At 59.4% G+C, this 22,537-nt stretch carries 18 protein-coding genes; 7 read left to right on the top strand and 11 right to left on the bottom strand.

All coding sequences use genetic code 11. The annotated features are described in order from the left end of the window. Positions 1-52 precede the first annotated feature (52 nt). Entirely contained in the window at positions 53-1,039 is a 987-nt protein-coding gene (gene vsr / locus I4W09_RS10460) for a DNA mismatch endonuclease Vsr (RefSeq protein WP_230318715.1), read from the top strand. Between the two features lie 709 nt (positions 1,040-1,748). On the opposite strand, the gene I4W09_RS06505 is transcribed toward vsr, so the two are convergent. After that, positions 1,749-2,606: a class II fructose-bisphosphate aldolase gene (locus I4W09_RS06505; protein WP_022095149.1), complete on the bottom strand. Its 858-nt coding sequence runs from the start codon at positions 2,604-2,606 to the stop codon at positions 1,749-1,751. Positions 2,607-2,940: 334 nt separating this feature from the next. Between I4W09_RS06505 and I4W09_RS06500 the strand changes: the two genes are divergently transcribed. Next, positions 2,941-3,744, top strand: a complete 804-nt coding sequence (locus tag I4W09_RS06500) for a DeoR/GlpR family DNA-binding transcription regulator (protein WP_196032999.1) — start codon at positions 2,941-2,943, stop codon at positions 3,742-3,744. A 74-nt stretch (positions 3,745-3,818) separates the two neighbouring features. On the opposite strand, the gene I4W09_RS06495 is transcribed toward I4W09_RS06500, so the two are convergent. Together I4W09_RS06495 and I4W09_RS06490 are read right to left on the bottom strand one after the other, a co-directional pair. After that, on the bottom strand, positions 3,819-4,979 hold the full coding sequence (locus I4W09_RS06495) for an FprA family A-type flavoprotein (protein ID WP_196032995.1): 1,161 nt from the start codon (positions 4,977-4,979) through the stop codon (positions 3,819-3,821). A gap of 129 nt (positions 4,980-5,108) precedes the next feature. After that, positions 5,109-6,095, bottom strand: a complete 987-nt coding sequence (locus I4W09_RS06490) for a LacI family DNA-binding transcriptional regulator (RefSeq protein WP_196033022.1) — start codon at positions 6,093-6,095, stop codon at positions 5,109-5,111. A 384-nt stretch (positions 6,096-6,479) separates the two neighbouring features. On the opposite strand from I4W09_RS06490, the gene I4W09_RS06485 reads away from it, so the two are divergent. Next, positions 6,480-7,685 carry a galactokinase gene (locus I4W09_RS06485; protein ID WP_196032992.1) on the top strand — a complete coding sequence of 402 codons (1,206 nt, stop codon included), beginning with the start codon at positions 6,480-6,482 and terminating at the stop codon, positions 7,683-7,685. Then, positions 7,676-9,304 carry a UDP-glucose--hexose-1-phosphate uridylyltransferase gene (locus I4W09_RS06480; protein WP_230318714.1) on the top strand — a complete coding sequence of 543 codons (1,629 nt, stop codon included), beginning with the start codon at positions 7,676-7,678 and terminating at the stop codon, positions 9,302-9,304. Before I4W09_RS06485 ends, I4W09_RS06480 begins: the two co-directional genes overlap by 10 nt. 330 nt (positions 9,305-9,634) lie before the next feature. Here I4W09_RS06480 and I4W09_RS06475 read toward each other — a convergent pair whose 3' ends face one another. The 7 genes from I4W09_RS06475 to I4W09_RS06445 all read right to left on the bottom strand — a co-directional run bounded on the left by I4W09_RS06475 (position 9,635) and on the right by I4W09_RS06445 (position 15,797). Continuing rightward, positions 9,635-10,570, bottom strand: coding sequence for a hexose kinase (locus I4W09_RS06475; RefSeq protein WP_196032989.1), 936 nt, complete (start codon positions 10,568-10,570; stop codon positions 9,635-9,637). 53 nt (positions 10,571-10,623) lie between these two features. Continuing rightward, the gene (locus I4W09_RS06470) at positions 10,624-11,505 is read right to left on the bottom strand and encodes an aldose 1-epimerase family protein (RefSeq protein ID WP_196032986.1); all 882 of its coding nucleotides are present in this window, start codon (positions 11,503-11,505) and stop codon (positions 10,624-10,626) included. 119 nt (positions 11,506-11,624) lie between these two features. Beyond that, the gene (gene lacB / locus I4W09_RS06465) at positions 11,625-12,149 is read right to left on the bottom strand and encodes a galactose-6-phosphate isomerase subunit LacB (RefSeq protein WP_196032983.1); all 525 of its coding nucleotides are present in this window, start codon (positions 12,147-12,149) and stop codon (positions 11,625-11,627) included. 63 nt (positions 12,150-12,212) lie between these two features. Next, on the bottom strand, positions 12,213-12,641 hold the full coding sequence (lacA, locus tag I4W09_RS06460; protein ID WP_006234830.1) for a galactose-6-phosphate isomerase subunit LacA: 429 nt from the start codon (positions 12,639-12,641) through the stop codon (positions 12,213-12,215). Positions 12,642-12,948: 307 nt separating this feature from the next. After that, positions 12,949-13,938, bottom strand: coding sequence for a hypothetical protein (locus I4W09_RS06455; RefSeq protein WP_196032981.1), 990 nt, complete (start codon positions 13,936-13,938; stop codon positions 12,949-12,951). Between the two features lie 301 nt (positions 13,939-14,239). Then, positions 14,240-14,578, bottom strand: coding sequence for a PTS lactose/cellobiose transporter subunit IIA (locus I4W09_RS06450; protein WP_006234827.1), 339 nt, complete (start codon positions 14,576-14,578; stop codon positions 14,240-14,242). A gap of 214 nt (positions 14,579-14,792) precedes the next feature. After that, positions 14,793-15,797, bottom strand: coding sequence for a LacI family DNA-binding transcriptional regulator (locus I4W09_RS06445; RefSeq protein ID WP_196032978.1), 1,005 nt, complete (start codon positions 15,795-15,797; stop codon positions 14,793-14,795). Positions 15,798-16,154: 357 nt separating this feature from the next. Here I4W09_RS06445 and I4W09_RS06440 point away from each other — a divergent pair, with 357 nt between their 5' ends. Both I4W09_RS06440 and lacG (I4W09_RS06435) read left to right on the top strand, forming a co-directional pair. Next, positions 16,155-17,921, top strand: a complete 1,767-nt coding sequence (locus I4W09_RS06440; RefSeq protein ID WP_196032975.1) for a PTS transporter subunit EIIC — start codon at positions 16,155-16,157, stop codon at positions 17,919-17,921. A 66-nt stretch (positions 17,922-17,987) separates the two neighbouring features. After that, complete coding sequence (gene lacG / locus I4W09_RS06435) at positions 17,988-19,427, top strand: 6-phospho-beta-galactosidase (protein WP_196032972.1); 1,440 nt, start codon at positions 17,988-17,990, stop codon at positions 19,425-19,427. Positions 19,428-19,703: 276 nt separating this feature from the next. Here the strand turns inward: lacG (I4W09_RS06435) and I4W09_RS06430 are convergent, their stop codons facing one another. Next, the gene (locus I4W09_RS06430; RefSeq protein ID WP_040358938.1) at positions 19,704-20,732 is read right to left on the bottom strand and encodes a LacI family DNA-binding transcriptional regulator; all 1,029 of its coding nucleotides are present in this window, start codon (positions 20,730-20,732) and stop codon (positions 19,704-19,706) included. Positions 20,733-21,082: 350 nt separating this feature from the next. Here I4W09_RS06430 and lacG (I4W09_RS06425) point away from each other — a divergent pair, with 350 nt between their 5' ends. After that, complete coding sequence (lacG, locus tag I4W09_RS06425) at positions 21,083-22,525, top strand: 6-phospho-beta-galactosidase (protein WP_022094683.1); 1,443 nt, start codon at positions 21,083-21,085, stop codon at positions 22,523-22,525. Positions 22,526-22,537: the final 12 nt, after the last annotated feature.

Here is a 22,537-nt window from a genome sequence, read left to right as displayed (position 1 = left end):
TAAGGTACGGATAGCTACCCTGCCACGTGTTGATGTTGAGAGAGGACTCCTGTTGAAGACTGTTCATGTTGCCGCTGGGATCATTCGCAAGGAAGGATCTGACGAGCTGCTTGCCGTACAGCGCGGCTATGGCGACATGCAGGGACTTTGGGAGTTCCCCGGTGGCAAGCTCATGCGCGGCGAGACACCCGAAGACGCCGTGCGACGCGAACTCATGGAAGAGCTGCAGGTAAAAGTCACCAACCTGCGCGATTTCTACACCGTTGAGTACGACTACCCCGATTTTCATCTCTCCATGGAGTGCTACTACTGCTCGCTTGCCGATGAATCCGATGAACCCCAGAAGCATGACCGCCAGCTCGATATCCGCTGGATTCCGCGCACCTCGCTTGCCACCGTTGAGTGGATGCCCGCCGACAAAGGGCTCATTGATGCCCTGATTGAGTTGAAGGAAGATCGGCTTGAGGCTAACGGCGCCAACGACACCGAGTCCACCACAGCCGACGAGCCCGTTACCAAGCCCAAGCGCAAAGCCAAGCGCCGCAGCAAAAAGCGCCCCAAGCCCGGCCTGCTGGACGGCATCGACACCTCGGACCTTTCCGCTGACGAGCGTGAGCTCGTGCGCCGTCGCGCCGCCATCAAAAAGTCCATGAAGGGCAACAAGCGTGCGAACACCAAGCCCGAGCTGCTCGTTCGCCAGCGCCTGCGCGCCGCAGGCCTTACGGGATACCGTCTGGAATGGAAGGTGCCCGGAAAACCCGACATCGCCTTCCCCGGGCGCAAGATCGCCATCTTCGTCAACGGCTGCTTTTGGCACCGCTGCCCCAAGTGCAACCCTAGCCAGCCCAAGCGCAACGTTGAGTTTTGGGAGGCAAAGTTCCGTCGCAACGTTGAGCGCGACCACGCTGCCGTGGCAGCACTCACTCAAATGGGCTGGACGCCCATAACCATCTGGGAATGCGAGCTCAAAAAAGACCACATCGACGCCACGATGGAAAAGGTCATCGAACAAGTACGCGCCGCCGCACCGCAGCGCTAGGAACGAGCCGTCCACACGCCCCACACAGGCAAGCCACATCCGCGCCACAAACCTTAGAAAGCCCTTAAGCTCAAAACCTTTCAAGAGTGTTACTCGATAGCTTTTACCTGCGGTTTCATCGCAACGTCAAACCTCATTAAGCCTTTCTTTAGCACTTCTTTGCAGCAGCCGCGGCATAATACTGCCAACGCACGGGACCTAGCAGCACACCCCGTGCGCAACCTTTTGGTGGACATCGAGGAGGCCGCATAAGCATGCATTCTTCCAATGACGCAGCACAGCAGTCATCCCTAACACATGCAGACCTTTTCTCCTTCCCCCCGACACAGAGAAACGGCCTCCTCGACTCCCCAACCACAAAAGCCAAACGCTCAACCGACCAGAGCCACAACTTACGAGCATCGTTCGAAAAGCTCCAAGCATCTCTAGACAAAACCTTCCCCAACCAAGCCCGGGCATACTAACCCCTCATCAACAAAGCGCCCCTCGCGCCCCATCCTTTCCGCCCTAACGCCACAAGGGCGATCGAGCAGGACGGCTTGGGCGGGTCCCCGTACTTAGTTTCCAAAATCATTCCGCAGCGCGAAGGCCCCCGTTGCCAACGCTTCGTAGAAGCGAGGCAACGGGGGCCTTCATGCGCGAGGACGTTTTGGAAACTAAGTACGGGGACCCGCCCAAGCCGTCCGGTGGGATCAGAGTACCCTTGCTGTTACTCTGCTTTGCCCACAGAGTTGAGGTTGGTCATGCGGATCTTAACCAGCTCGGTGATCTCACGCATGCCCTCCTTGGCCGGCTTCTTGGGATCGAAGCAGGCGGGGTTCTCGGCCATGTAGGCCATGAAGCCCTTGGTGTAGGCCTGACGCAGCTCGGTGGCGTAGTTAACCTTGCAGATGCCGTTCTTCACAGCCTCGGCAACCTGCTCATCGGGCACACCGGAGGTGCCGTGCAGGACCAGCGGCACGTCGACGGCGTCGCGGATGGCCTTGACCACGGACTGCTCGATGTGCGGATCGCTCGTGTACACACCGTGGCTGGTGCCAACGCCAATTGCGAGGGAGGTGCAGCCGGTACGCTCGACGAACTCCTTGGCCTCGGCCGGATCGGTGTAGGGGCTCTCGCCCTCAACCGCGGGACCGTCGTCCTCCTTGCCGCCAACCTTACCGAGCTCAGCCTCGACGGGCACGCCCATGGCGCGGCCAGCGTCGGCGACGGACTTGGTCAGAGCGATGTTGTCCTCGAAAGACTCGTGCGAACCGTCAATCATGACAGAGGTGTAGCCAGTGCGGAAAGCCTGCATGCAGCGGTCATAGCCATCGCCGTGATCGAGGTGCAGAGCGACGGGCACGGAAGCGCGCTCGGCGGCAGCCTTGACCATGCCGTAGAAGTAGTCCAGACCAGCGGTCTTGATGGTGCCCGGGGTGGTCTGCATGATGACGGGGGACTTGGTCTCCTCGGCAGCAGCCAGAACGGCCATAACAAACTCGAGGTTCTCGACGTTGAACGCGCCGACGGCGTAGTGGCCGGCCTGAGCGTCCTTGAGCATCTTTTCGGTGGTAACAAGTGCCATGAGCGTTTGCTCCTCTCCCTCGCCCGCATCTGGACATCGGGCGTAGTTGTTCACAAGGCGTTTTACCTTGCGTTTTACTGCGCTCATTGTATGAAATTCAGCGTCTTTGCACGTGCGAGATATTGAGCCCATGCAGGTCAATACCGTCGTTTTTGAAAAGTAAACGGAAGGAATTGGAGCCGAGTGGGCGTGTTCGATATTGAATTTTGGGCGTTGAGCGTCTTTCTTTTATAGAAAAGATAAGTAATCGAAAGGTGTTTTCTTACTCAAAAAGAAAATGAACGAAAATAGAGTCAACACAATTCCTGCAAATTTAGCCGAGAATGGAGCAGACATGACCCAAGCTACCAACCGTGCTTTTGCCGACGAACGCCGCGCCGCCATCATGGAAATGCTCGAGCACAACGCCTCGGTGCAGGTAGCAGAAATCGCCCAGACCTTTGGCGTGTCCTCCGTCACCGCCCGCGCCGACCTGGACGCGCTCGCCGAAGCAGGCAAGCTGCGCCGCACACATGGTGGTGCCGTTTCGCTTCACAAGCGCCTGACCGTCTCCACGCAGGATCGCCGCATCAATGTCAACGTCGCCGCCAAGCAGGCCATCGCGCAAAGCGCCATCGAGCTCGTCAATGACGGCGACACGCTGCTCGTCGACTCGGGCACCACGGCGCTCGAGTTCGTCCGGCTCCTTGATCAGCGCGACGGCATCACCGTTATCACGGCCGACATTACCATCGCCGATTATATTGACGAGAGCATGCCCTCGGTCGATGTCGTCATGCTGGGCGGGGCACTGCGCAAAGGTCATCGCTATCTGTACGGCCCACTTACCATGCAGGCTCTCCAAATGGTCCACGCCGATCTTGCCGTCATGTGCCCTGGCGCTTTTGTTCCCGGCTGCGGCTTTACGACCGACTTTCCCCAGATGGCCGAGACCAAAACAGCTATGATCGCCGGAGCCCATCAAAGCGTCGCCCTCATGGACGCTAGCAAGGTTAACGGACGCGGCATGTACCGCTTTGCCGAGCTGACTGATGTCGACACCATCGTGATGGACCGTGACCCCGATCATGCCGTCGCCACCTCAATCGCCGAGGCCACCGACAGCGCACGTCCAGCCCTCATCATCGCCGGCGCTTAAACAAAAACCACCACAAAGGTGCCTGTCCCCTTTGTGGTGGTTGTGATGGCTGAGCGTCAAAAGTGAACGTGTCGCTACTTGGACAGCTCGTCGGCGAGGGCCTCGATCTGGGCGCGCGAGGCTTCGTTGAGCGAGCCCAGCACAGTCACCTTGTTCTGCGTCAGGGTGATGTCCTTCATGCCCTCGAGCTCCTTGGTCATAACCTTGGCAGCCGCGGGTGCCCAAGAGCCGGCCTCGACGAGCGCCACCGTACGGTTCTGGTAGGCGTGCTCGGCGAGCGTATGGATGAAGGTGCTCATGCACGGGAAGATCTCGCCCTGATAGGTGATGGAGGCGAGCACCAGACGGTCGTAGCGGAACGCATCCTCAACGGCCTCGGCCATGTCGTCACGAGCCAGGTCAAAGACGGAGACCTTCTGGCCGCGAGCCTCAAGCGCAGATGCGAGCTCCTCGACGGCAGCCTTCAGATGCCCGTACACGCTCGCATAGGCAATCGTGATACCCTCGTCCTCGGGCTGATAGCTCGACCAGGTGTTATAGGTGTCGAGGTAGTAGCCCAGGTTCTCAGTCAGCACGGGGCCGTGGAGCGGGCAGATAATCTGGAAGTCCAGGTCGGCGGCCTTCTTGAGGACGGCCTGCACGAACTTGCCGAACTTACCGACGATGCCAAAGTAGTAACGGCGCGCTTCGCAAGCCCAGCCCTCGGGATCCTCGATGTCGTTGGCGCCAAACTTGCCAAAACCGTCGGCACTAAAGAGCACCTTGTCGGTGGACTCGTAGGAGAAGAGCACCTCGGGCCAGTGAACATTGGGGGCACCGACAAAGGTTAGGCTGTGGCCGCCCAGGTCGAGCACGTCGCCATCTTTGACGACCATCTTGCGCTCGGGGAAGTCGGTGCCAAAGTAGTTGACCATCATACGGAAGGCGCCCATGCTGGCAACAATCTGCGCCTGGGGATAGCGCTCCATAAAGGCGGCGATGCCGGCGGAGTGATCGGGCTCCATGTGATGGACGATCAGGTAGTCGGGCGTGCGGCCATCGAGCACGGCCTCGAGGTTGCCGAGCCACTCGTCAACAAAACCGCCGTCGACTGAATCGGCGACAGCGATCTTTTCGCCCAAGATAACGTAGCTGTTGTATGCCATACCGTTCTCGGACACATCGTACTGGCCCTCGAACAGGTCAATGTCGTGATCGTTAACGCCAATGTAGCGGATATCCTTGGTGATCTCCATCAGGCAAAGCCTCCTAGATAGACAAAAGAGCCCGTCTATCATAGCACTCGTCTTCATAGCCACGGCTATCTGCCAGCATCCTTATCGATTGTTATTGAGGCGGAATATATCGCCATTAACCTGCAAAAACTATGTGCGCGGAGCTGCCGTGGTATGTCGAACGATAAGCTGGCCGGGAATACGAATGGCAACGGTTTTGCCCGCCGTACCCGCCTCGGGAACCGCATGCTCGAATACTTCGCGTCCACGCTGATGTAAATCGAATCGCACGGTCGTGAGCTCGTTGTGTGCTACAAAATCATCGAGCGAATCGTCGACGCCCACCACGCTCACGTCCTCGGGCACGCGCAGACCGCTATCGCGCAGCGCTGCAATCGCGCCATTTGCCATCTGGTCGTTTGCCGCGTAAATCGCCGTCATGGTGCGATCGTGCTCGGCCAGGTACCTGCCGGCCTCGTAGCCGCTGTTGGCAGACCAGTCGCCCTCGAGCGGCTCTGCCGGCTCGATGTGTTTACGCTCGAGTGCATCCTGCCAACCGGCGCGACGAAATTGCTCGTCGACCGAGAATGACGGGCCGCCAATATAGCGAATCTGCTCGTGCCCTAGCTCAAACAGGTGATCCATAAGCAACAGCGAGCAGCCGTAATGGTCGGAATCGACCGTGGTCACCCGCGGGTGCGCATACATGGTAACGATGACCGTGCCAATGCCCGGCAGTGGATCGAACGTCTCAAAATCGGGCGCCATGCGACTCATACCGATGATGATGCCGTCCACCGGCAATGCGGCCATACGACGCGTGGCCTCGGCAAGCGAGAATTCCTCGGTCTTGGACATCTCGACCAGCGTGATGGCGCAATTATGCTCGCGAGCAGCGCTGGCGATGCCATCGATCATTGAGAGGTTGCCAAACTTGGTGACATCGTTGACGCACAGGCCGACCGAATGGTAACGGCCGTCGCGCAGCGAGCGACCAGCATAACTCGGACGAAAGCCGAGCTCTTGCATAGCGGCCTGCACGCGCTGGCGCGTCTGCTCGTTAACGTTGGGCAAGCCGTTGGCGACGCGCGAAACCGTCTGCTGCGAAACGCCGGCAGCGCGGGCGACGTCGGCCATGGAGACCGGACGCGAACTGGTATCGTTGGACGGGCGCCTTGCCACAGGATCACCTTCACCCTTGCGAGATTTGAATAGCGTGAATGCCGGCCCGGGCAGAAATACATCCCGCGCCGAGGCCCGCTATCGTCGGACGCATGTTAACGTACTCTACTTTTTCTATCGGCGGTTCTTTTGCTCCATATGTCCATACAGCCACACCGTTCACGGCCGAAAATCTACCGATTACCAGATTCTCAAAAATAGATATGCGTTGTGTTATGAGTACGTTAACATACCCATTAACGTGCGGCACCGCGACCGTCTGGTTTGTGGTGCTCAAAATTGTTAACGTACTCATAATGACACGGACCAGTCTCTCCCGCGTCAAGGAAAGGACCCCCCATGACCACCCCCGACGAAAAGACACTCGCCACGCTCACCAAGCTGTTTGAGGAGGAGTTTGGCACCATCGGCGATCGCCAGGTGCTCTATGTGCACGCGCCCGGCCGTTCCGAGATCAGTGGCAACCACACCGACCACGAGGGCGGCCACGTCATCGCCGGCTCGCTCGATGTCGCCGTTGACGGCATCGCCGTAGCGACCGACACCAACAAGGTCCGCGTTGCCGATGAGGGCTACCCCACCTTTGAGATCACGCTCGACACGCTGGATATTCAAGAGTCCGAGAAGGGCACGTCCGCAAGCCTCGTCCGCGGCATGGCCCATGAGATTGCAGCCCTTGGCGTTGAGCCCCAGGGCTTCGACTTCGCCTTCACCTGCTCCGTCCCCTCGGGCGGCGGTCTTTCGAGCTCCGCTGCCGTCGAGGCGGCATACGGTCGTGCCATGGAGACGCTCTGGGGAGCGCCCGCCATTGAGCCCGTCGCACTCGCCCAGATGAGCCAGCGCACCGAGAACAACTACTACGGCAAGCCCTGCGGCCTGATGGACCAGGCCGCCGTTTGCTTGGGCGGCCTCGCCTACATGGACTTTGAGGATCAGGCCCAGCCTAAGACCCAGAAGCTCGAGCTCAACTTTGAGGATCACGGCTACGCGCTCGTGCTCGTCAAGGTCGGCGCCGACCACGTGGCAGCCACCGACGACTACGCCGCCGTTCCGCGCGAGATGCAGGACGTTGCCGCCGAGTTTGGCAAGGCACGCCTGTGCGAGGTAAACGTTGCCGACTTTGACGCCAAACTCCCCGAACTGCGTGCCAAGCTGGGCGACCGTGCCTGCCTACGCGCCGTTCACTACTGGTACGAGAATGGCCTGGTCGACAAGCGCTGGGCCGCCCTGAACGCCGGCGACATCGACCAGTTCCTGATCCTGACGCGCGAGTCCGGCGCCAGCTCTGCTATGTACCTGCAGAATGTCGTTGCCAAGCTGGGCTCCGAGCAGCCTTCCATGTATGCCCTGGCGCTGGCCGAGCACGTGCTCGACGGCCGCGGCGCCGTCCGCATCCACGGTGGCGGCTTTGGTGGCACCATCCAGGCCTTCGTGCCCCTCGACCTGGTCGACACCTTTATCACCAAGATGAACGACTGGCTGGGCGAGGGCTCTGCCCGCCACTACGCAATTTCTGACAAGGGGGCTTACGCGGCATGGCTGTAATGACCGACGTGCGCGAGGCTGCCCAGGGCCTTATCGAATATGCCATCCACCGATCGATGATCGGACAGGACGATCGCATCTGGGCATACAACACCATTTTGGAGTGCATCGGCGCCACGGGCCCCGCGCTCGACATGACCTGGGCGCTGCAGAACGAGAAGCTCTCGCTCTTGCACCCCGATACCCTGCCCGACTTTGACCTGGAGGGCACGCTTGCCTCGCTTTCCGAGGCTGCCGTTGCCAACGGCGCCGCCGAGGACACGACGTCGGGCCGCGACCGCATCGCTATGCGCATCATGGGCGTGCTCATGCCGAGGCCTTCGGTTGTAAACGAGGAGTTCAACGGACGTATGGGCGTCAACGAGCCCCGCGCTGCGACCGACTGGTTCTACGGTCTGTGCTGCGACGCCGGCTACGTGCGCCGTGCCGCCATCGCGCGCAACATCAAATGGAGCACCCCCACCAACTGGGGCGACCTGGAGATCACCATCAACCTGTCGAAGCCCGAGAAGGACCCGCGCGATATTGCCGCGGCCGGCGCCGCCAAAAACACGGGCGAGAAGTATCCCGCCTGTCAGCTCTGCATCGAAAACGAGGGCTACCCCGGACGCTCCGCCGCAGCCGACGGCGGCGCCCACCCCGCTCGCCAGAATCTGCGCGTTATCCCCATCCAGCTCAACGGCGAGCGCTGGGGCTTCCAGTACAGCCCGTACGCATACTTTAACGAGCACTGCATTGCTATGAGCTCCGAGCATCGCCCGATGCACGTCGACCGCAAGGGGCTGACCTGCCTGCTCGATTTTGTGGACCTGTTCCCGCACTACTTTATCGGCTCCAACGCCGACCTGCCCATTGTGGGCGGCTCGATCTTGTCGCACGACCACTTCCAGGGCGGCGCGCACGAGTTCCCCATGATGCACGCAGCCGAGGTCTCGCAGTTTAGCGTGCCCGGCTTTGACCGGGTTACCGGCTCTGTGCTGCAGTGGCCGCTTTCGGTACTGCGCCTGCGCTCGCACGACCGCGGCGAGCTGCTCGATGCCGCCGAGAAGATTATCCTCGCCTGGCGCGAGTGGACCGATGAATCGGTTGGCGTCATCGCGCACACGGCCGACGGCGTGGCACACAACACCGTGACGCCCGTCATCCGCCGCGTCGACTCCCGCGGCAATGCCGGCGGCGAGATCTACGAGGCCTACCTGGCGCTTCGCTGCAACATCACGACCGACGAACATCCGCTGGGCGTTTTCCACCCGCATGCCGAATACCACCACATTAAGAAGGAGAACATTGGCCTGATCGAGGTCATGGGCCTGGCCATTTTACCGCCGCGTTTGGTTCCCGAGCTTGGTGCCGTTCGCGAGCACCTGCTGGCAGCCAAGGCCGATGCCAGCTACGACCTTGCCGGCGCGCTCGAGGGCGATGATCTTTGCCGCAGCCATGCCGCGTGGGCCGAGGATGTCTATGCCCGCCGTGCCGACGAGCTTACGGCGGACAACGCCATCGATATCCTGCACGAGGAGGTCGGCGTGGTGTTTGGCCACGTGCTCGACAACGCCGGCGTCTTTAAGTGGGACGAAGCCGGCCGCGCCGCCCAGCAGCGCTTTATCGACTCACTGTAATGATCCCTTGGGGACGGAGGAAAACGGATCGCTTCGTCTTCAAGACAACGGCGCCCGCCAGCAACATCGCCAGCGGGCGCCGTTTTATTGGCTAGTCATTGGGGACGTTCTTAAACGACTAGTCAAACAAGAACATCCCCAATGACTACTTGCGACCAAGGCAACGCCGATGTCTTGGCATTGTCAGCGAAAACGCCCCTAAGCGAGCAAGGTGACGTGAAAGAGGAGGGCATTGACCTTCTGGTCATGCCCGACGATTGAACGTCAGATTGCCGCTTAGGGGCGTTTGCAGCGTTGAGCCGTTACGGCGTTTGGTAAAACGCCGTAACCCTACAGTTCAGTCACGACAACGCTGTTGTAGACCTCGTCCCAGCGATCCATGACCAGGTGGCCGGTCTTGGGATCCATGGCGTTGAGCTTGCCGCAGGTATTGGCGGTCTTGAGCACGGTGACGTCGTCGGCACCAGCAGCAATGGCATGCGCAAAGCCGGCGATAGTCGAGTCGCCGGAACCCGTCGCGTTCACAGCCGCAATCGTGGGCGTCTTGGCGCGGAACGCGCGACCCTCATGGAAGCCCACCGAACCGGCAGCGCCCATCGAAACGACAACCCAGGGAATACCGGCAAAGCGGCCATCGACGGCGAGCGCCTCGCGCAGGGCATCGACATCATCGGTCGTAAAGGACGTACCCAGCAGGCCGTTAATCTCGGTCAGGTTGGGCTTTACGAGCTCAGGCTTAGCGTCGGACTCCAGCGCGGCCTCCAGCGATGCACCCGAGGTGTCGAGCAGCACCTTGGCGCCCGCCTCCTCGGCGATCTTGACGAGCTCGGCATAGTAGCCGGCATCGACGCCACGCGGCAGCGAGCCCGAAAGCGTCACAACGTCCGCCTTCGCTGCAAGCTCGGCGAACTTGGCCGTGAAGGCCTCGAGCTCGGCCGGGGTGATCTGCGGGCCGCTCTCCAGCAGCTCGGTCTGATTACCCTCGTGCAGGATATTCAGGCAAATGCGCGTCTCGCCGGCAATGGGCACAAAGTCGTTCTTGACGCCATCGGCATCCATAAGCTCGGCCATATAGGCACCCATGTGTCCGCCGAGCAGACCGGTCGCGAGCACATCGTCGCCCAACTGCAGCAGCACACGGCTCACGTTGAGGCCCTTGCCGCCAGCGGTCTTTTCGGGCGTCACACGGTTAACATCGTCGATAATCAACTTGTCGAGCTGATAGCGCGTATCAATCGACGGGTTCATGGTAACGGTCAGAATCATATTGAACTCCTGTTCCGGGGCGGCATGACCCACCCCAAACATACGATAGCTCGTTAAAGGATCTCGATCTCAAAGCCGCGGGTGACGATCTCCCCCGGCTTGGCAACCAGGCAGCCACGCTTGTGCTCCAGAATATCGTCCTCGTCGGAGCAGGTGGACAGACCACCCCACGGTTCCACGGCCACAAAGTCGCCCTCGGGCTTGCTCCACACAATCAGGTATGGCATATCGGGGAACGTCAGGCGCACGCCCTTGTCCTCGGTTTTCTTGGTCAGCGTAACCACGTGGCTCTCGAGCACGTCGAAGATGGTCTCCGCGAAGTCAAAGAGTTCATGGGTAAGCGGCAGGTTCTGGCCGATCATGGGGTTCTTGCTGCGATGCTCAACATCAATCAGGCCTGTCGAGGGAACGGCAGTACAGAGCTCAGCGGCCTCACGCTGCTCAAAACGGAGCTCGTAATCGTCATAGGACTCGCCCTCGTCGAGCGGGCACTTAAAGCCAGGGTGACCGCCCACAAAGAACGGCATGTCCTCGGTGCCCTCATTGGTCACCTCGTACGACACGGCCACCTTTTCCGAATCAATCGTGTAACGAGCAACGATCTTAAACGGATACGGGTACTGCTCGAGCAACTCGGCATGGTCGGCAGAGCTTAGGCTCAGCGCAACCATGTTGTCACTCTGTTCCTCGAGCTTCCACTCCTGTTTGCGCGCAAAGCCGTGGCGGGCGAGCTTAACCTCGCGGCCGCCCATGGTCATTGCGTGACCGTCGCGAAGGCCGCCGCAAATCGGAAAGCAAATGGGTGCCTGGCCCGACCAGACCGAAGGATCGCCCTGCCACAGGTACTCGCGACCGTTGGCTTTAATCGAAGTGAACGATCCGCCAGCCGTGCTCAGTGCCACACGAATAGAACCGTTATCAAGAACAAACTCCATAGGAGCCTTCCCTTTCGTACGCCAGCCCGCCAAGTCAGTGGGGCTGATAGAAAACCGGCCCGCGCCCCCTCACAGAAACGCGAGCCGTCAACGGACTAGTTAATTACGCCGGATACCCGCTAATCATGGTATTCGCCGCGGTCCCACTTCTCGAGGAACTCGTCAAAGAAGTGCGGATCAGTCTGAGCCTCGGCGTCGGCCTTGTTGCAGGCATCGATCTTGGCGATCAGGGCATCGTGCTCGGGGGTCTTCTCGTAGGGCTCCTCCAGGAAGGCAAGCATGATGTCAGCCATCAGGAACTCGCCGGTGATCTTGCCGCCAAAGCCCACGATGTTGGCGTTGAGCTCGCGACGAGCGTACAGGGCAGAGGTCATGTCGCGAACCAGGGCGCAGCGGGCGCCGGGAACCTTGTTGACGGCGTTGGTGATGCCAATGCCGGTGCCGCACAGGGCCACGCCAAAGTCGGCCTTGCCGCTGGCAACAGCCTCGCCCACGGCCTTACCGTAGATGGGATAGTGCGTACGGGTGTGGCTGTAGGTGCCGCAGTCGAGCACCTTGTAGCCAGCCTGCTCCAGGCGGTCGGCCAGATAGATCTTCTCGTCCGTAACGATATGGTCGCAACCGATTGCGATGGTCTTCTTCATCAGAACGTCCTTTCGTCTGAATTCACAAGTTGAGGTAGAAGTTCGAGTTCTCGGTGGCTCTCGTTAGGCCATCTTGTTGAGCATGTCGACACGGATCTGGTGACGGCCGCCGGCGTACTGGGCGCGCAGGAACTCGCGGGCGATCTTCTTGGCGACCTCGGTGCCCACAACGCCCGGGCCCATGGTGACCATGCGCGAGCCGTTGTGCTCGCGGGTCATGTAGGCGGAACGCTCGTCGGAAATGTTGGCGACGACCATGCCCTTAATCTTGACGGCGGCCATATAGGAGCCGACGCCGTACTTATCGAATGCGAAGCCCTGGGAATCCTTGTGCTCCAGCAGGTCCTTGGCAACGGCGGTCGCGGAATCGACAAAGTCCGCGGCAGGGGTCTCGGAATAGTCGACGACCTCGTGACCGTCGGCGATGAGCATCTCCTTGATGGACTCCTTCATCGACATACCGTCGGCATCGGAAGCGATTACAACCCTCATGACATCCTCCTTGAGAGATACGCAGGTGCGTAGTTTCTGTTTGGAAGTGTTGAATCGCGTTCAGGTCCGGGCATCTGAATGTGCGGTTCTTCACTGTTCATGTTTATTTGAACACATTCGAACAGTAACTGCAACAACTATTTGTTTATCTTTGTTCTTTTTTGAACAAATATCGTTCACGGATGATTGCTGACCGTTTGAGCCGGGCGCGGACGTAGCGACCATGTGTTCAACAAACAAAAGGGCGGCCAAGAACGTGTCTCGGCCGCCCTTCGGCGGTATTCCCCGGTATATACAGCTGTTTTAGCTACTCGGACTGCCCACCCTTTTTGGCGTGCTTGGACGGAGCACTCAGAAAGTGGCCCGTCAAATAGTTCGCCGGGCCGGAAATATCGATCCCCAGCAGTACGTGTCCCAGCCACAGGAACGCCACGAGCACCAGCAGCGGGATAACGCACGAAGTCACGATCATCACGATGACGCCTTCGATGAGGTCGGTCACCTGCCGCACGATCTCATCGGTCATCTGCTTGGCGCCGCTGGTCACCGACGTAACAAGGCTCGATGCCCCATCGGTCAACTGCTCGAGCACGTTTTTGGACGCCGTGGTCTCGGATTTTTTCTTGTTCGATTTTGAGCTGGTCTCGGCTGACTTGTCCGTGGTGTCGGCCGCGTCCGCAGCGTCCGCAGCCTTTTGCTCAGCTTGCTCAATACTTACGCGATACGTTTCATCGACCTTTTGCGACACCCATACGCTCGCGGGCACGAGCGCCATGCCGATCACGGCAACCACCAGTACGCGTGTCGCCACACGGCGCAGGACAGTGCTCGTGCTCCAGCGCCCGTGAATGCCGAGCGACACCGCAAAGAGCACCAACGCAAACGGGATTAAGATGCCCAAGCCAACCGACCACAAAATGGTTAGCAGGTATTTCTCGAGGTATAGCACGGCAAGCACGATACCAAGGTTGCCTGAAAGCTGCGCGAGCTGCTCGGCGACTGGCGTTCCCGTATCGCCCGGCAGCGCGGTAATACCCGCAGATAGGGCAACGCACGAGGTCGTGAGCGCCAAAACGTTGCCCTTCTTTTGGTCGATAACCTCGATGGTGGAGTCCCATGTTTTGGTATCGGCGAAATGCGGACGAGCTACAAAGCCCGACAGCAGCGCCAGTACCACGAGCGCAACGATAAAGCCAATCTGCAGCTTTTTGTTTGCGCACACGACATCGGACAGACTGGGCTGCAGCTCGGTTACCGCCGTGTGCTCGGTTATCTGGACAGGACGCCCATGAGCCATCTCATGCGCGTCTCTTTTTTGTATTGACCCGTTACCCGGCATTTGGATACCTCCTCAGTCCGGCCTGTATTGCGGATGGAAGTATACCCACCCAGCGAAAAACCGAACGGCAAGACGAACGGAGCGCACCAAGACTGTCCCCAATGACTATCACGGAATGAGTTGCGGTGGAATAGGGATTGTTTTGCGCCCGCCGGCCCCTATTCAGTCCCCATTTCACCGCAACTTGGAGGAGGACAGAAAAAGCCCTGCCGCGGGTAGCGGCAGAGCTTTTGGAAGGGGACTTGGTTGTGAGGGCTCGTTAGGCGAGCTTGGCCTCGAGCTCGGCGATGCGCTTGTAGGCATCGATGGTAAAGCGGGTCTGCTTCTCCAGGATCATAGTGGTCATGAGGGTGTCCTGAGCGTGAGCCATGATGAAGGTCATTTCCATCTCGCCACCGCCGGCCTCCTGCGAAAGCAGTTTGGTCTGCGTGTCGTGGGCACCGATGAGCGCATCGCTGGCATCCTTGTGCAGCTGTTCGGCCTTCTCAAAGTCACCCTCGCGAGCAGCATCGAGCGCTGCAAGCAGATCGGTCTGGGCGTCACCTGCGTATGCGACGATCTCGAATCCAACCATCGAGATTTCTTCTTTGGTTGCCATATTGCGTTCCTTTCACATATGAACCAATGGAGAGCATCGCGTCCGGGCATACGCGCTGCGTTGTGTATGACAGAAACAATAACATTCAAACAAAAAAGAACAGCTCAAAACGTAATTTCGAACTATGAACGGTCACTTTTCGCCCGTGAACGGTTTTTAAACCAATCTGAACAATATCGAACACAATTAGCGGCAACCCAAACAGGGCCGCACCCTAACGCAAATCGCGCACCGTATCGCCCTCTACAAGCACACCGGGGATCAGCATGTGCTCCACGCCAGACGCACCCCCATCGGCGCCGGCAATCTTGTCGACCGCCCACATGCCGACGCGCTTGTTGTCAAAGCGCACCGTGGTCAGGCGACGGTCGGGCACGATATCGCCCAGGCTGTCATCAACACCCACCACGCTCACGTCCTCGGGCACACGCCTTCCGCGCGATTCGAGCCCGCGAATGCAGCCGTAGGCCATGGCGTCGTTGGAGGCATAGATGGCAGTACAGGTCGGATCGTCCGCCAGAGCCTGGCCTGCGGCATATCCGCTCTGCGCCGTCCAATCGCCACGGATGAGTCGCGGCAGCTCAATACCATGCGCGCGCAATGTCTCGCGCCAGCCCTCCTCGCGCTGCATGCCCGAAAGCGAGCGCTCGGGACACGAGATAAAGTGCACGGTCTTGTGCCCCTGCCCCAGCAAGTACTCGACAACCTGGCGCGAACAATCGAACTGATCGTTATCGACCGTCGAGCACAGCGGGTGCTCCAGCATGGTAACGAGCACCGTCTGCATACCAGGCAGCGGCTCAAAGGTGCCAAAGTCCGCCGGCATGCGATTCATGATCACAACCATACCGTCCACTGGCAGTGCGCTCATGCGCGACGATGCGCTCTCGAGGGTATACGGATGCCCGTCTACTTTAGTAAGGGTGATGGCATAGCCATGTTTGTCGGCCGCGGCGGCAAAGCCCTCCATACGGTCGAGGTTGCCGGTACCGGTAATGTTGAACATGGCGACGCCGACGGTCTTAAACTTGCCACGGCGCAGCGATCGACCGGCAAAATTGGGGCGATACCCCAGCTCGCGCATGGCGGCACGCACGCGTTCCTTGGTCTCGGGGCGCACGCTGGGAGAATCGTGCACGGTACGCGAGACCGTCTGCTCCGAGACGCCCGCGAGACGCGCCACATCCTTAACGGATACCGATTTTTTAACAGCGGCCATAGGTCGATCTTTCTATGTCAACGATGCCATTGGTGGCACCTTGCGCAGTCATTTTTACCGCCTTCAAGTATATCCAACGCCTCCCCCACCATACGCTCACCACCCAAAACCTACCGTTCACCGACATTTTTGCTTCACCGAACGGCTTTTGTCACCCAAATGTTAACGTTGCCATTGTGCAAACACAGAGCCACCGGGCGGCTCAAACGTTTACGCATAGGGAATCGACGGTTCGCAGGCACAGGAACCACCGGTTCGCGTCTTTTTTTGTGTCGCAAAATGGCAACGTCAACATTTTGGCAACCGAACGCCAAAAGCTACCATCGTTGTTAACCCACCGACTCTTAGGAGCATTGCATGGAGCAACTTATCGCCATCATCGAAAAGGGCCAGCCCTTTTTCAACGCGATCGCCCGCAACAAGTACCTCAAGGCGATTCGCGACGGCTTTATCTCCGTCATCCCCATCATCATCTTCTCGTCCATCTTCTGCCTGGTAGCCTCGGTCCCCAACATCTGGGGTTTCTACTGGCCCGATGACATCAACAACGCCCTGTGGAAGTGCTACAACTACTCCATGGGCATCCTGGCCATCGCCTGCGCCGCCACCACGGCCAAGCACTTCGCCGACGCTCAAAACCGCGATCTGCCCAAGAACAACCAGATCAACTTCATCTCGTGCATGTGCGCGGCCATCATCGGCTTCTTGCTCCTTTCGAGCGACACGATCGCCACGGACGCCGCCAGCGGTTTCAACACCACCTACCTTGGTTCCAAGGGCCTGCTGACCGCTTTCATCGCTGCGTTTGTGACCGGCATCATCTACAAGTTCTTCATTAAGCGCAACATCACCGTCAAGATGCCCGAGCAGGTTCCGCCCAACATCTCGCAGACCTTCAAGGACATCATCCCCTTCTCCGTCTGCATCACCGTCTTTTGGGTTTTTGACATCGTCTTCCGCGCTGCTTTTGGCTTCTGCTTTGCCCAGGGCGTCATCCAGGTGTTCCAGCCCCTGTTCACCGCTGCCGATGGCTACATCGGCCTCGCTGTGATCTACGGCGCCATGAGCCTGTTCTGGTTCGTGGGCGTCCACGGCCCCTCGATCGTCGAGCCAGCCATCGCCGCCGCGCTCGTTGCCAACATGACCGACAACCTGGCTGCGTTCCAGGCTGGCCAGCACGCTTCCGCTGTCCTGACCCAGGGTGCCCAGTACTTCGTCGTCTGCATGGGCGGCACCGGCGCCACGCTCGTCCTGGTCTTTATGTTCTGCTTCCTGGCCAAGTCCCAGGAGATGCGCGCCGTCGGTAAGGCCGCTATCGTTCCCGTGTGCTTTGCCGTCAACGAGCCGCTGCTGTTCGCCGCACCCATCGTGCTCAACCCCGTCTTCTTTGTCCCGTTTGTCTTTGCCCCGATCGCCAACATCTGGATCCTCAAGATCTTTATCGACTTCCTGGGCATGAACGGCTTTATGTACACCCTGCCCTGGACCGTCCCCGGCCCCATCGGCACCATCATGGGCCTGGGCTTCCAGCCGCTCGCCTTTGTGATGCTCGCCCTTATCCTGGTCGTCGACTTCGTCCTGTACTATCCGTTCTTCCGTGCCTATGACGCCCAGAAGTGCGCCGAGGAGGCCGAGATCTCCCAGGAGGAGCTCGCCGCCAAGAACGCCGAGAAGGCCGCTAAGCTCAACGATGCCTTCCAGGGCAAGGCTGACGCCAAGAGCGTTGCCGCCGGCGCTGCTGCCGAGGCCGTGAGGGCCGACGCTCCCGCCGCTGTCGCCACTGAGACAACGACCGCCAGTGACCTCAACGGCAAGCGTGTGCTCGTGCTCTGCCAGGGTGGCGGCACCTCGGGCCTGCTCGCCAACGCGCTGGCCAAGGCCGCCAAAGAGCGCGGCATCAATCTTGAGACCGCTGCCGAGGCCTATGGCAACCACGTTGACATGCTCCCCGACTTTGACCTGGTCGTCCTGGCCCCGCAGGCTGCCAGCTACTTGGCCGACCTGCAGAAGGACTGCGAGCGCGTGGGCAACAAGTGCGTCGCCTGCCGTGGTAAGCAGTACATCGAGCTCTCCCAGAACGGCGACAAGTCTCTCGCCTTCGTCGCCGAACAACTTTCGAAGTAAGTAACGCTCAGGGCCAGCCGACTATCCGAGACCGGCTGGCCCTTCGATTTAGACGATTGGATCATCATGTCCGTTAACCCTGCTAGCGTAACCAACCCGCCCGCGCAGTTTCCCGAGGACTTTGTCTTTGGCGGCGCCACTGCTGCCTACCAGGTAGAGGGCGAGACCCGCACTCACGGTAAGGGCAAGGTTGCCTGGGACGACTTCCTGGAGGCCCAGGGGCGCTTTTCCCCCGATCCCGCTTCGGACTTCTACAACCAGTACCCCGTCGACCTGGAGCTGTGCGAGGAGTTTGGCATCAACGGCATTCGCCTCTCCATCGCCTGGAGCCGCATCTTCCCCAACGGTACCGGCGAGATTAACCCCGAGGGCGTTCAGTTCTACCACGACCTTTTCGCCGAGTGCCATAAGCACCATGTTGAGCCGTTCGTCACGCTGCATCACTTTGACACGCCGCTTGCCCTCTTTGAGAAGGGCGACTTCCTCAACCGCGAGACCATCGATGCCTTTGTGGACTTTGCCACCTTCTGCTTTAAGGAGTACGCCGACCAGGTGACCTATTGGTTCACCTTTAACGAGATCTGGGCCGACGCCTCCAACACCTACATCGAGGGCACCTTCCCCGGTGGTGTTAAGGCGCATCTGGCCGAGGCCTTCCAGTGCGAGCACAACATGATGCTCGCCCACGCCAAGGCAGTACTGGCCTTCCACAACGGCGGTTTTAAGGGCAAGATCGGCGTCATCCAGTCGCTGGAGTTTAAGTATCCGCTCAACGAGAACGACCCCGCCGACATCAAAGCCGCCAACAACGAGCACGTGCTGCAGAACCAGTTCTTGCTCGACGCCACCTTCCGCGGCGACTACGCGCCCGACACCCTCGAGTGCGCCAACCGCTTGGCTGCCGTCTCGGGCGGCACCATCGAGATCCTGGACGAGGACCTCGAGATTATGCGCAAGGCAGCGCTCTACAACGACTACCTGGGCGTCAATAACTACCAGTGCCGCTTCCTCAAGGCTTACGATGGCGAGAACGACCTGCACCACAACGGTACGGGCGAGAAGGGCACCGGCCGCTGGCGCGTTAAGGGTATTGGCGAGCATGTGAACAAGCCTGGTATCCCCACCACCGACTGGGACTGGATCATCTATCCCGAGGGCCTGTTCGATCTGCTCGTCTACATTAAGCAGCGCTACCCCAACTACAAGCAGATCTTCATCACCGAGAACGGCATGGGCTACAAGGACCCCTACAAGGACGGTTTTGTGGACGACCAGCCGCGCATCGACTACATCGAGCAGCACCTGCGCTGGTTGCTCAAGGCCATGGAGGTTGGCGTCAACGTAGGCGGCTACTTCCTGTGGAGCCTGCAGGATCAGTTCTCCTGGACCAATGGCTACAACAAGCGTTACGGCTTCTTCTACGTTGACTTTGAAACCCAGAAGCGCACGCCCAAGGCAAGCGCATACTGGTATAAGCACGTGGCGCAGACCCGTCGTCTGGACTAGCGGCTTGCGACGAGCGGTTGGCGGAATTGCACCGCCCACATAACCTGTCCCCATTTCTCAGCCGGGGGCGGCACGTCACACGGCGAGCCGCCCCCGACCTTTTTGTTCAGGTCGGAAGCCGTTCGTCTCAATCTGTAACATCTAGCTGAGTTTTTTGGTCCTAGCTGTTACAGATTGAGACGAACAGGATTGCTCTTTCCGAAGAATCTAAATCTGTAACACGTAGCCCGCTTTTGACCGTCTACCTGTTACAAATCGAGACAAACGGAGTAGGACCTAACCCCGTATGTCCCTAACAGTCGAGCGTTCGACCAGCGTGCTCGGCACATGAATCGCCTCGATAGACGAGCTCTCTCCAATCGCCGCCTCAAACGCAAGCTTACCGACACCGCGCAAATCAAATCGCAGCGTCGTCAGCCGATTGTGAGGAACAAGTCCCTCGAGTGCGTCGTCGATACCAACCACGCTCACGTCGTCGGGCACGGACAGGCCCGCGTTCTCGAGCGCGGCGATAACGCCCAGCGCCATCTGGTCATTTGCCGCAAGCACGGCAGTCGGCGCCTGCGACCCGCCGGCAAGCACCTCGGCCGCAATCCGCTCGCCCATGGCGTACCCACTGTCCGCGCTCCAATCGCCACGCAGCATCGGAGCGGCATCGACATGAGCACGACCCAGCGTATCGCGCCAACCGGCCTCACGAAAACGCGAGGAAATCGAGTTTTCCGGACCCGCCACAAACCGCATATTCGAGTGACCATGTTCCAGCAGATAATTGGTCAACAGCTCACACGAACCATACTGGTCGGAGTCGATCGTCGTGCAGCGCGGATGCGCATACATGGACAGGATGACCGTTCGCACTCCCGGCTGGGGAACAAACTCCTCAAAATCGGGAGCCATGCGGTTCATGTTGAGAATCATGCCGTCGACGGGTCGCTCGACCATGCGGCGCGAGGCATCGGCAAGTGCATAGGGCTTGTCGCCGCCCATCTCGATCATAGTGACGGCAAAATCGTGCTCGCGCGCCGCTTGCATGATACCCTCGAGCGTCGCCAGGTTACCGACACGTGTGATGTTGTACATGCACAGGCCAATAGAACGATACGACCCGCCGCGCAACGCCGCTCCAGCAAAATTGGGACGAAAGCCCAGCTCTTCCATGGCGGCCAGCACACGCTTGCGCGTCTTTTCCGTCACGTTGGGCATACCGTTGACCACGCGAGACACAGTCTGGCGGCTCACGCCAGCGAGCGCCGCAACCTCTGCCGCGCTCGCCGAACGACCATTCCTTGTCTGCTGATCCATGCCTTCCACGCTAACCTGCTTCCCAACTATTCCCCGCGCCCATGGCGCATCGTACATACATTGATAACGTGCTCATGATACCCGAGCCATATACCACAACATGAAAACTTCTGTCAATCAAAACCGCTTACCGAACAAATACAACCGTTCGCGGCTGTTTGAAGTTGTTTTGTTTCTATACATCCCAGCCGGATGTTAACGTGCTCATTGTCAAATGTTCACGTGCTCATTTTGGTTCTAATCATTTTAAGATAGTGTTTATCGGGCTTTTTCACCGCTGAACGCTAACCAGGGAGCCTCCTGAGCGCAAACGCACAATATCGAACAGCGAGACGAGAGGGTGTATGCATATGTCTTTGCTAAACCGCGTACAGCAGCTGCCGAAGGGCTTTGTTTGGGGCGCCGCAACCGCCGCGTACCAAACGGAAGGTTCCACGAAGGTGGCAGGCAAGGGTAAGACCATGTGGGACGATTACCTTGTCGCCCAGGGTCGCTTTTTGCCCGACCCGGCCAGTGATTTCTACAACCGCTACGAGGAGGATATCCGCCTTTCTGCCGAGCATGGACTCAACGCCATTCGTGTGTCCATCGCCTGGACCCGCATCTTCCCCAACGGCGACGATGCCGAACCCCTCGCCGAGGGCGTTAAGCACTACCACGAGCTGTTCGCCTGCTGCAAAAAGTATGGCGTCGAGCCCTATGTGTCCCTGCATCACTTTGACTCCCCCGCCGCCCTGTTCAACCAGGGCGACTGGCTCAACCGCAAGACCGTCGACGCCTATGTGCGCTATGCCGAGTTCTGCTTCCGCGAGTTCCGCGAGGTCAAGAATTGGTTCACCATCAACGAGCTCATCAGCCTCTCGCACTCCCAATACATCCAAGGCAACTTCCCGCCCAACCATCACTTTGATGTGACGAGCGGCATCCAGAGCCAGCACAACGAGCTCGTTGCCCACGCCCGCGCCGTCAACCTGTATAAGGATCTTGACGAGACCGAGCACCTGGGCGGACGCATTGGCATGGTCAACGTCCTGACGCCGGCATATCCTGCCACCGACTCGCCCGCCGACCAGCACGCCGCCGACCTGTACAACGCCTTCTACACCGACTTCATCATGGACGGCGCCTTCCTGGGTCACTACTCCGCGCGCACCCTCTCACTCATCAACGAGATTCTGCGTGCCAACAACGCCACACTTACGGTTGAGGACAGCGACATGGAGGAGCTCGCCAAGGCGGCGCCCCGCAACGATATGTTCGGCCTCAACTACTATCAGTCGGCGTTTATCGCCGCCTACGATGGCGAGTCAACCAACAGCTTTAACGGCACCGGAGACAAGGGCACCTCGTGCTTTAAGTTTAAGGGCGTCGGGCAGCAGGTCGATATGCCGGGTATCCCCACCACCGACTGGGATTGGCTCATCTACCCGCAAGGCCTCTACGACACGCTCAAGCACATCAGCGCCACCTATCCCAACCTCCCCGTCATCTATATCACCGAAAACGGCCTGGGCCACAAGGACCCCGAGCCCGACGCAAACGGCATCGTCGCCGATCCCGAGCGCATCGACTTTGTCGACCAGCACATGGAGAAGGTGCTCCAGGCGCGCGCCGAGGGCGTCGACGTCCAGGGCTACTTTATCTGGAGCCTGCAGGACCAGTTCTCGTGGGCCAATGGCTATAACAAGCGCTACGGCCTGTTCTACATCGACTTCGACACGCAAAAACGCTACATCAAGCAGTCGGCACTCTGGTACAAGGAGCTCGCCGACACTATGGCGGACGCGCAGTAGCGCATCGCCTCG

Origin of the sequence: Collinsella aerofaciens, from assembly GCF_015670795.1 — a bacterium.
Taxonomy (GTDB): domain Bacteria; phylum Actinomycetota; class Coriobacteriia; order Coriobacteriales; family Coriobacteriaceae; genus Collinsella; species Collinsella aerofaciens_Q.
The sequence above is the reverse complement of the archived record's forward strand: the minus strand, read 5'-3'. Positions and strand labels throughout refer to the sequence as shown.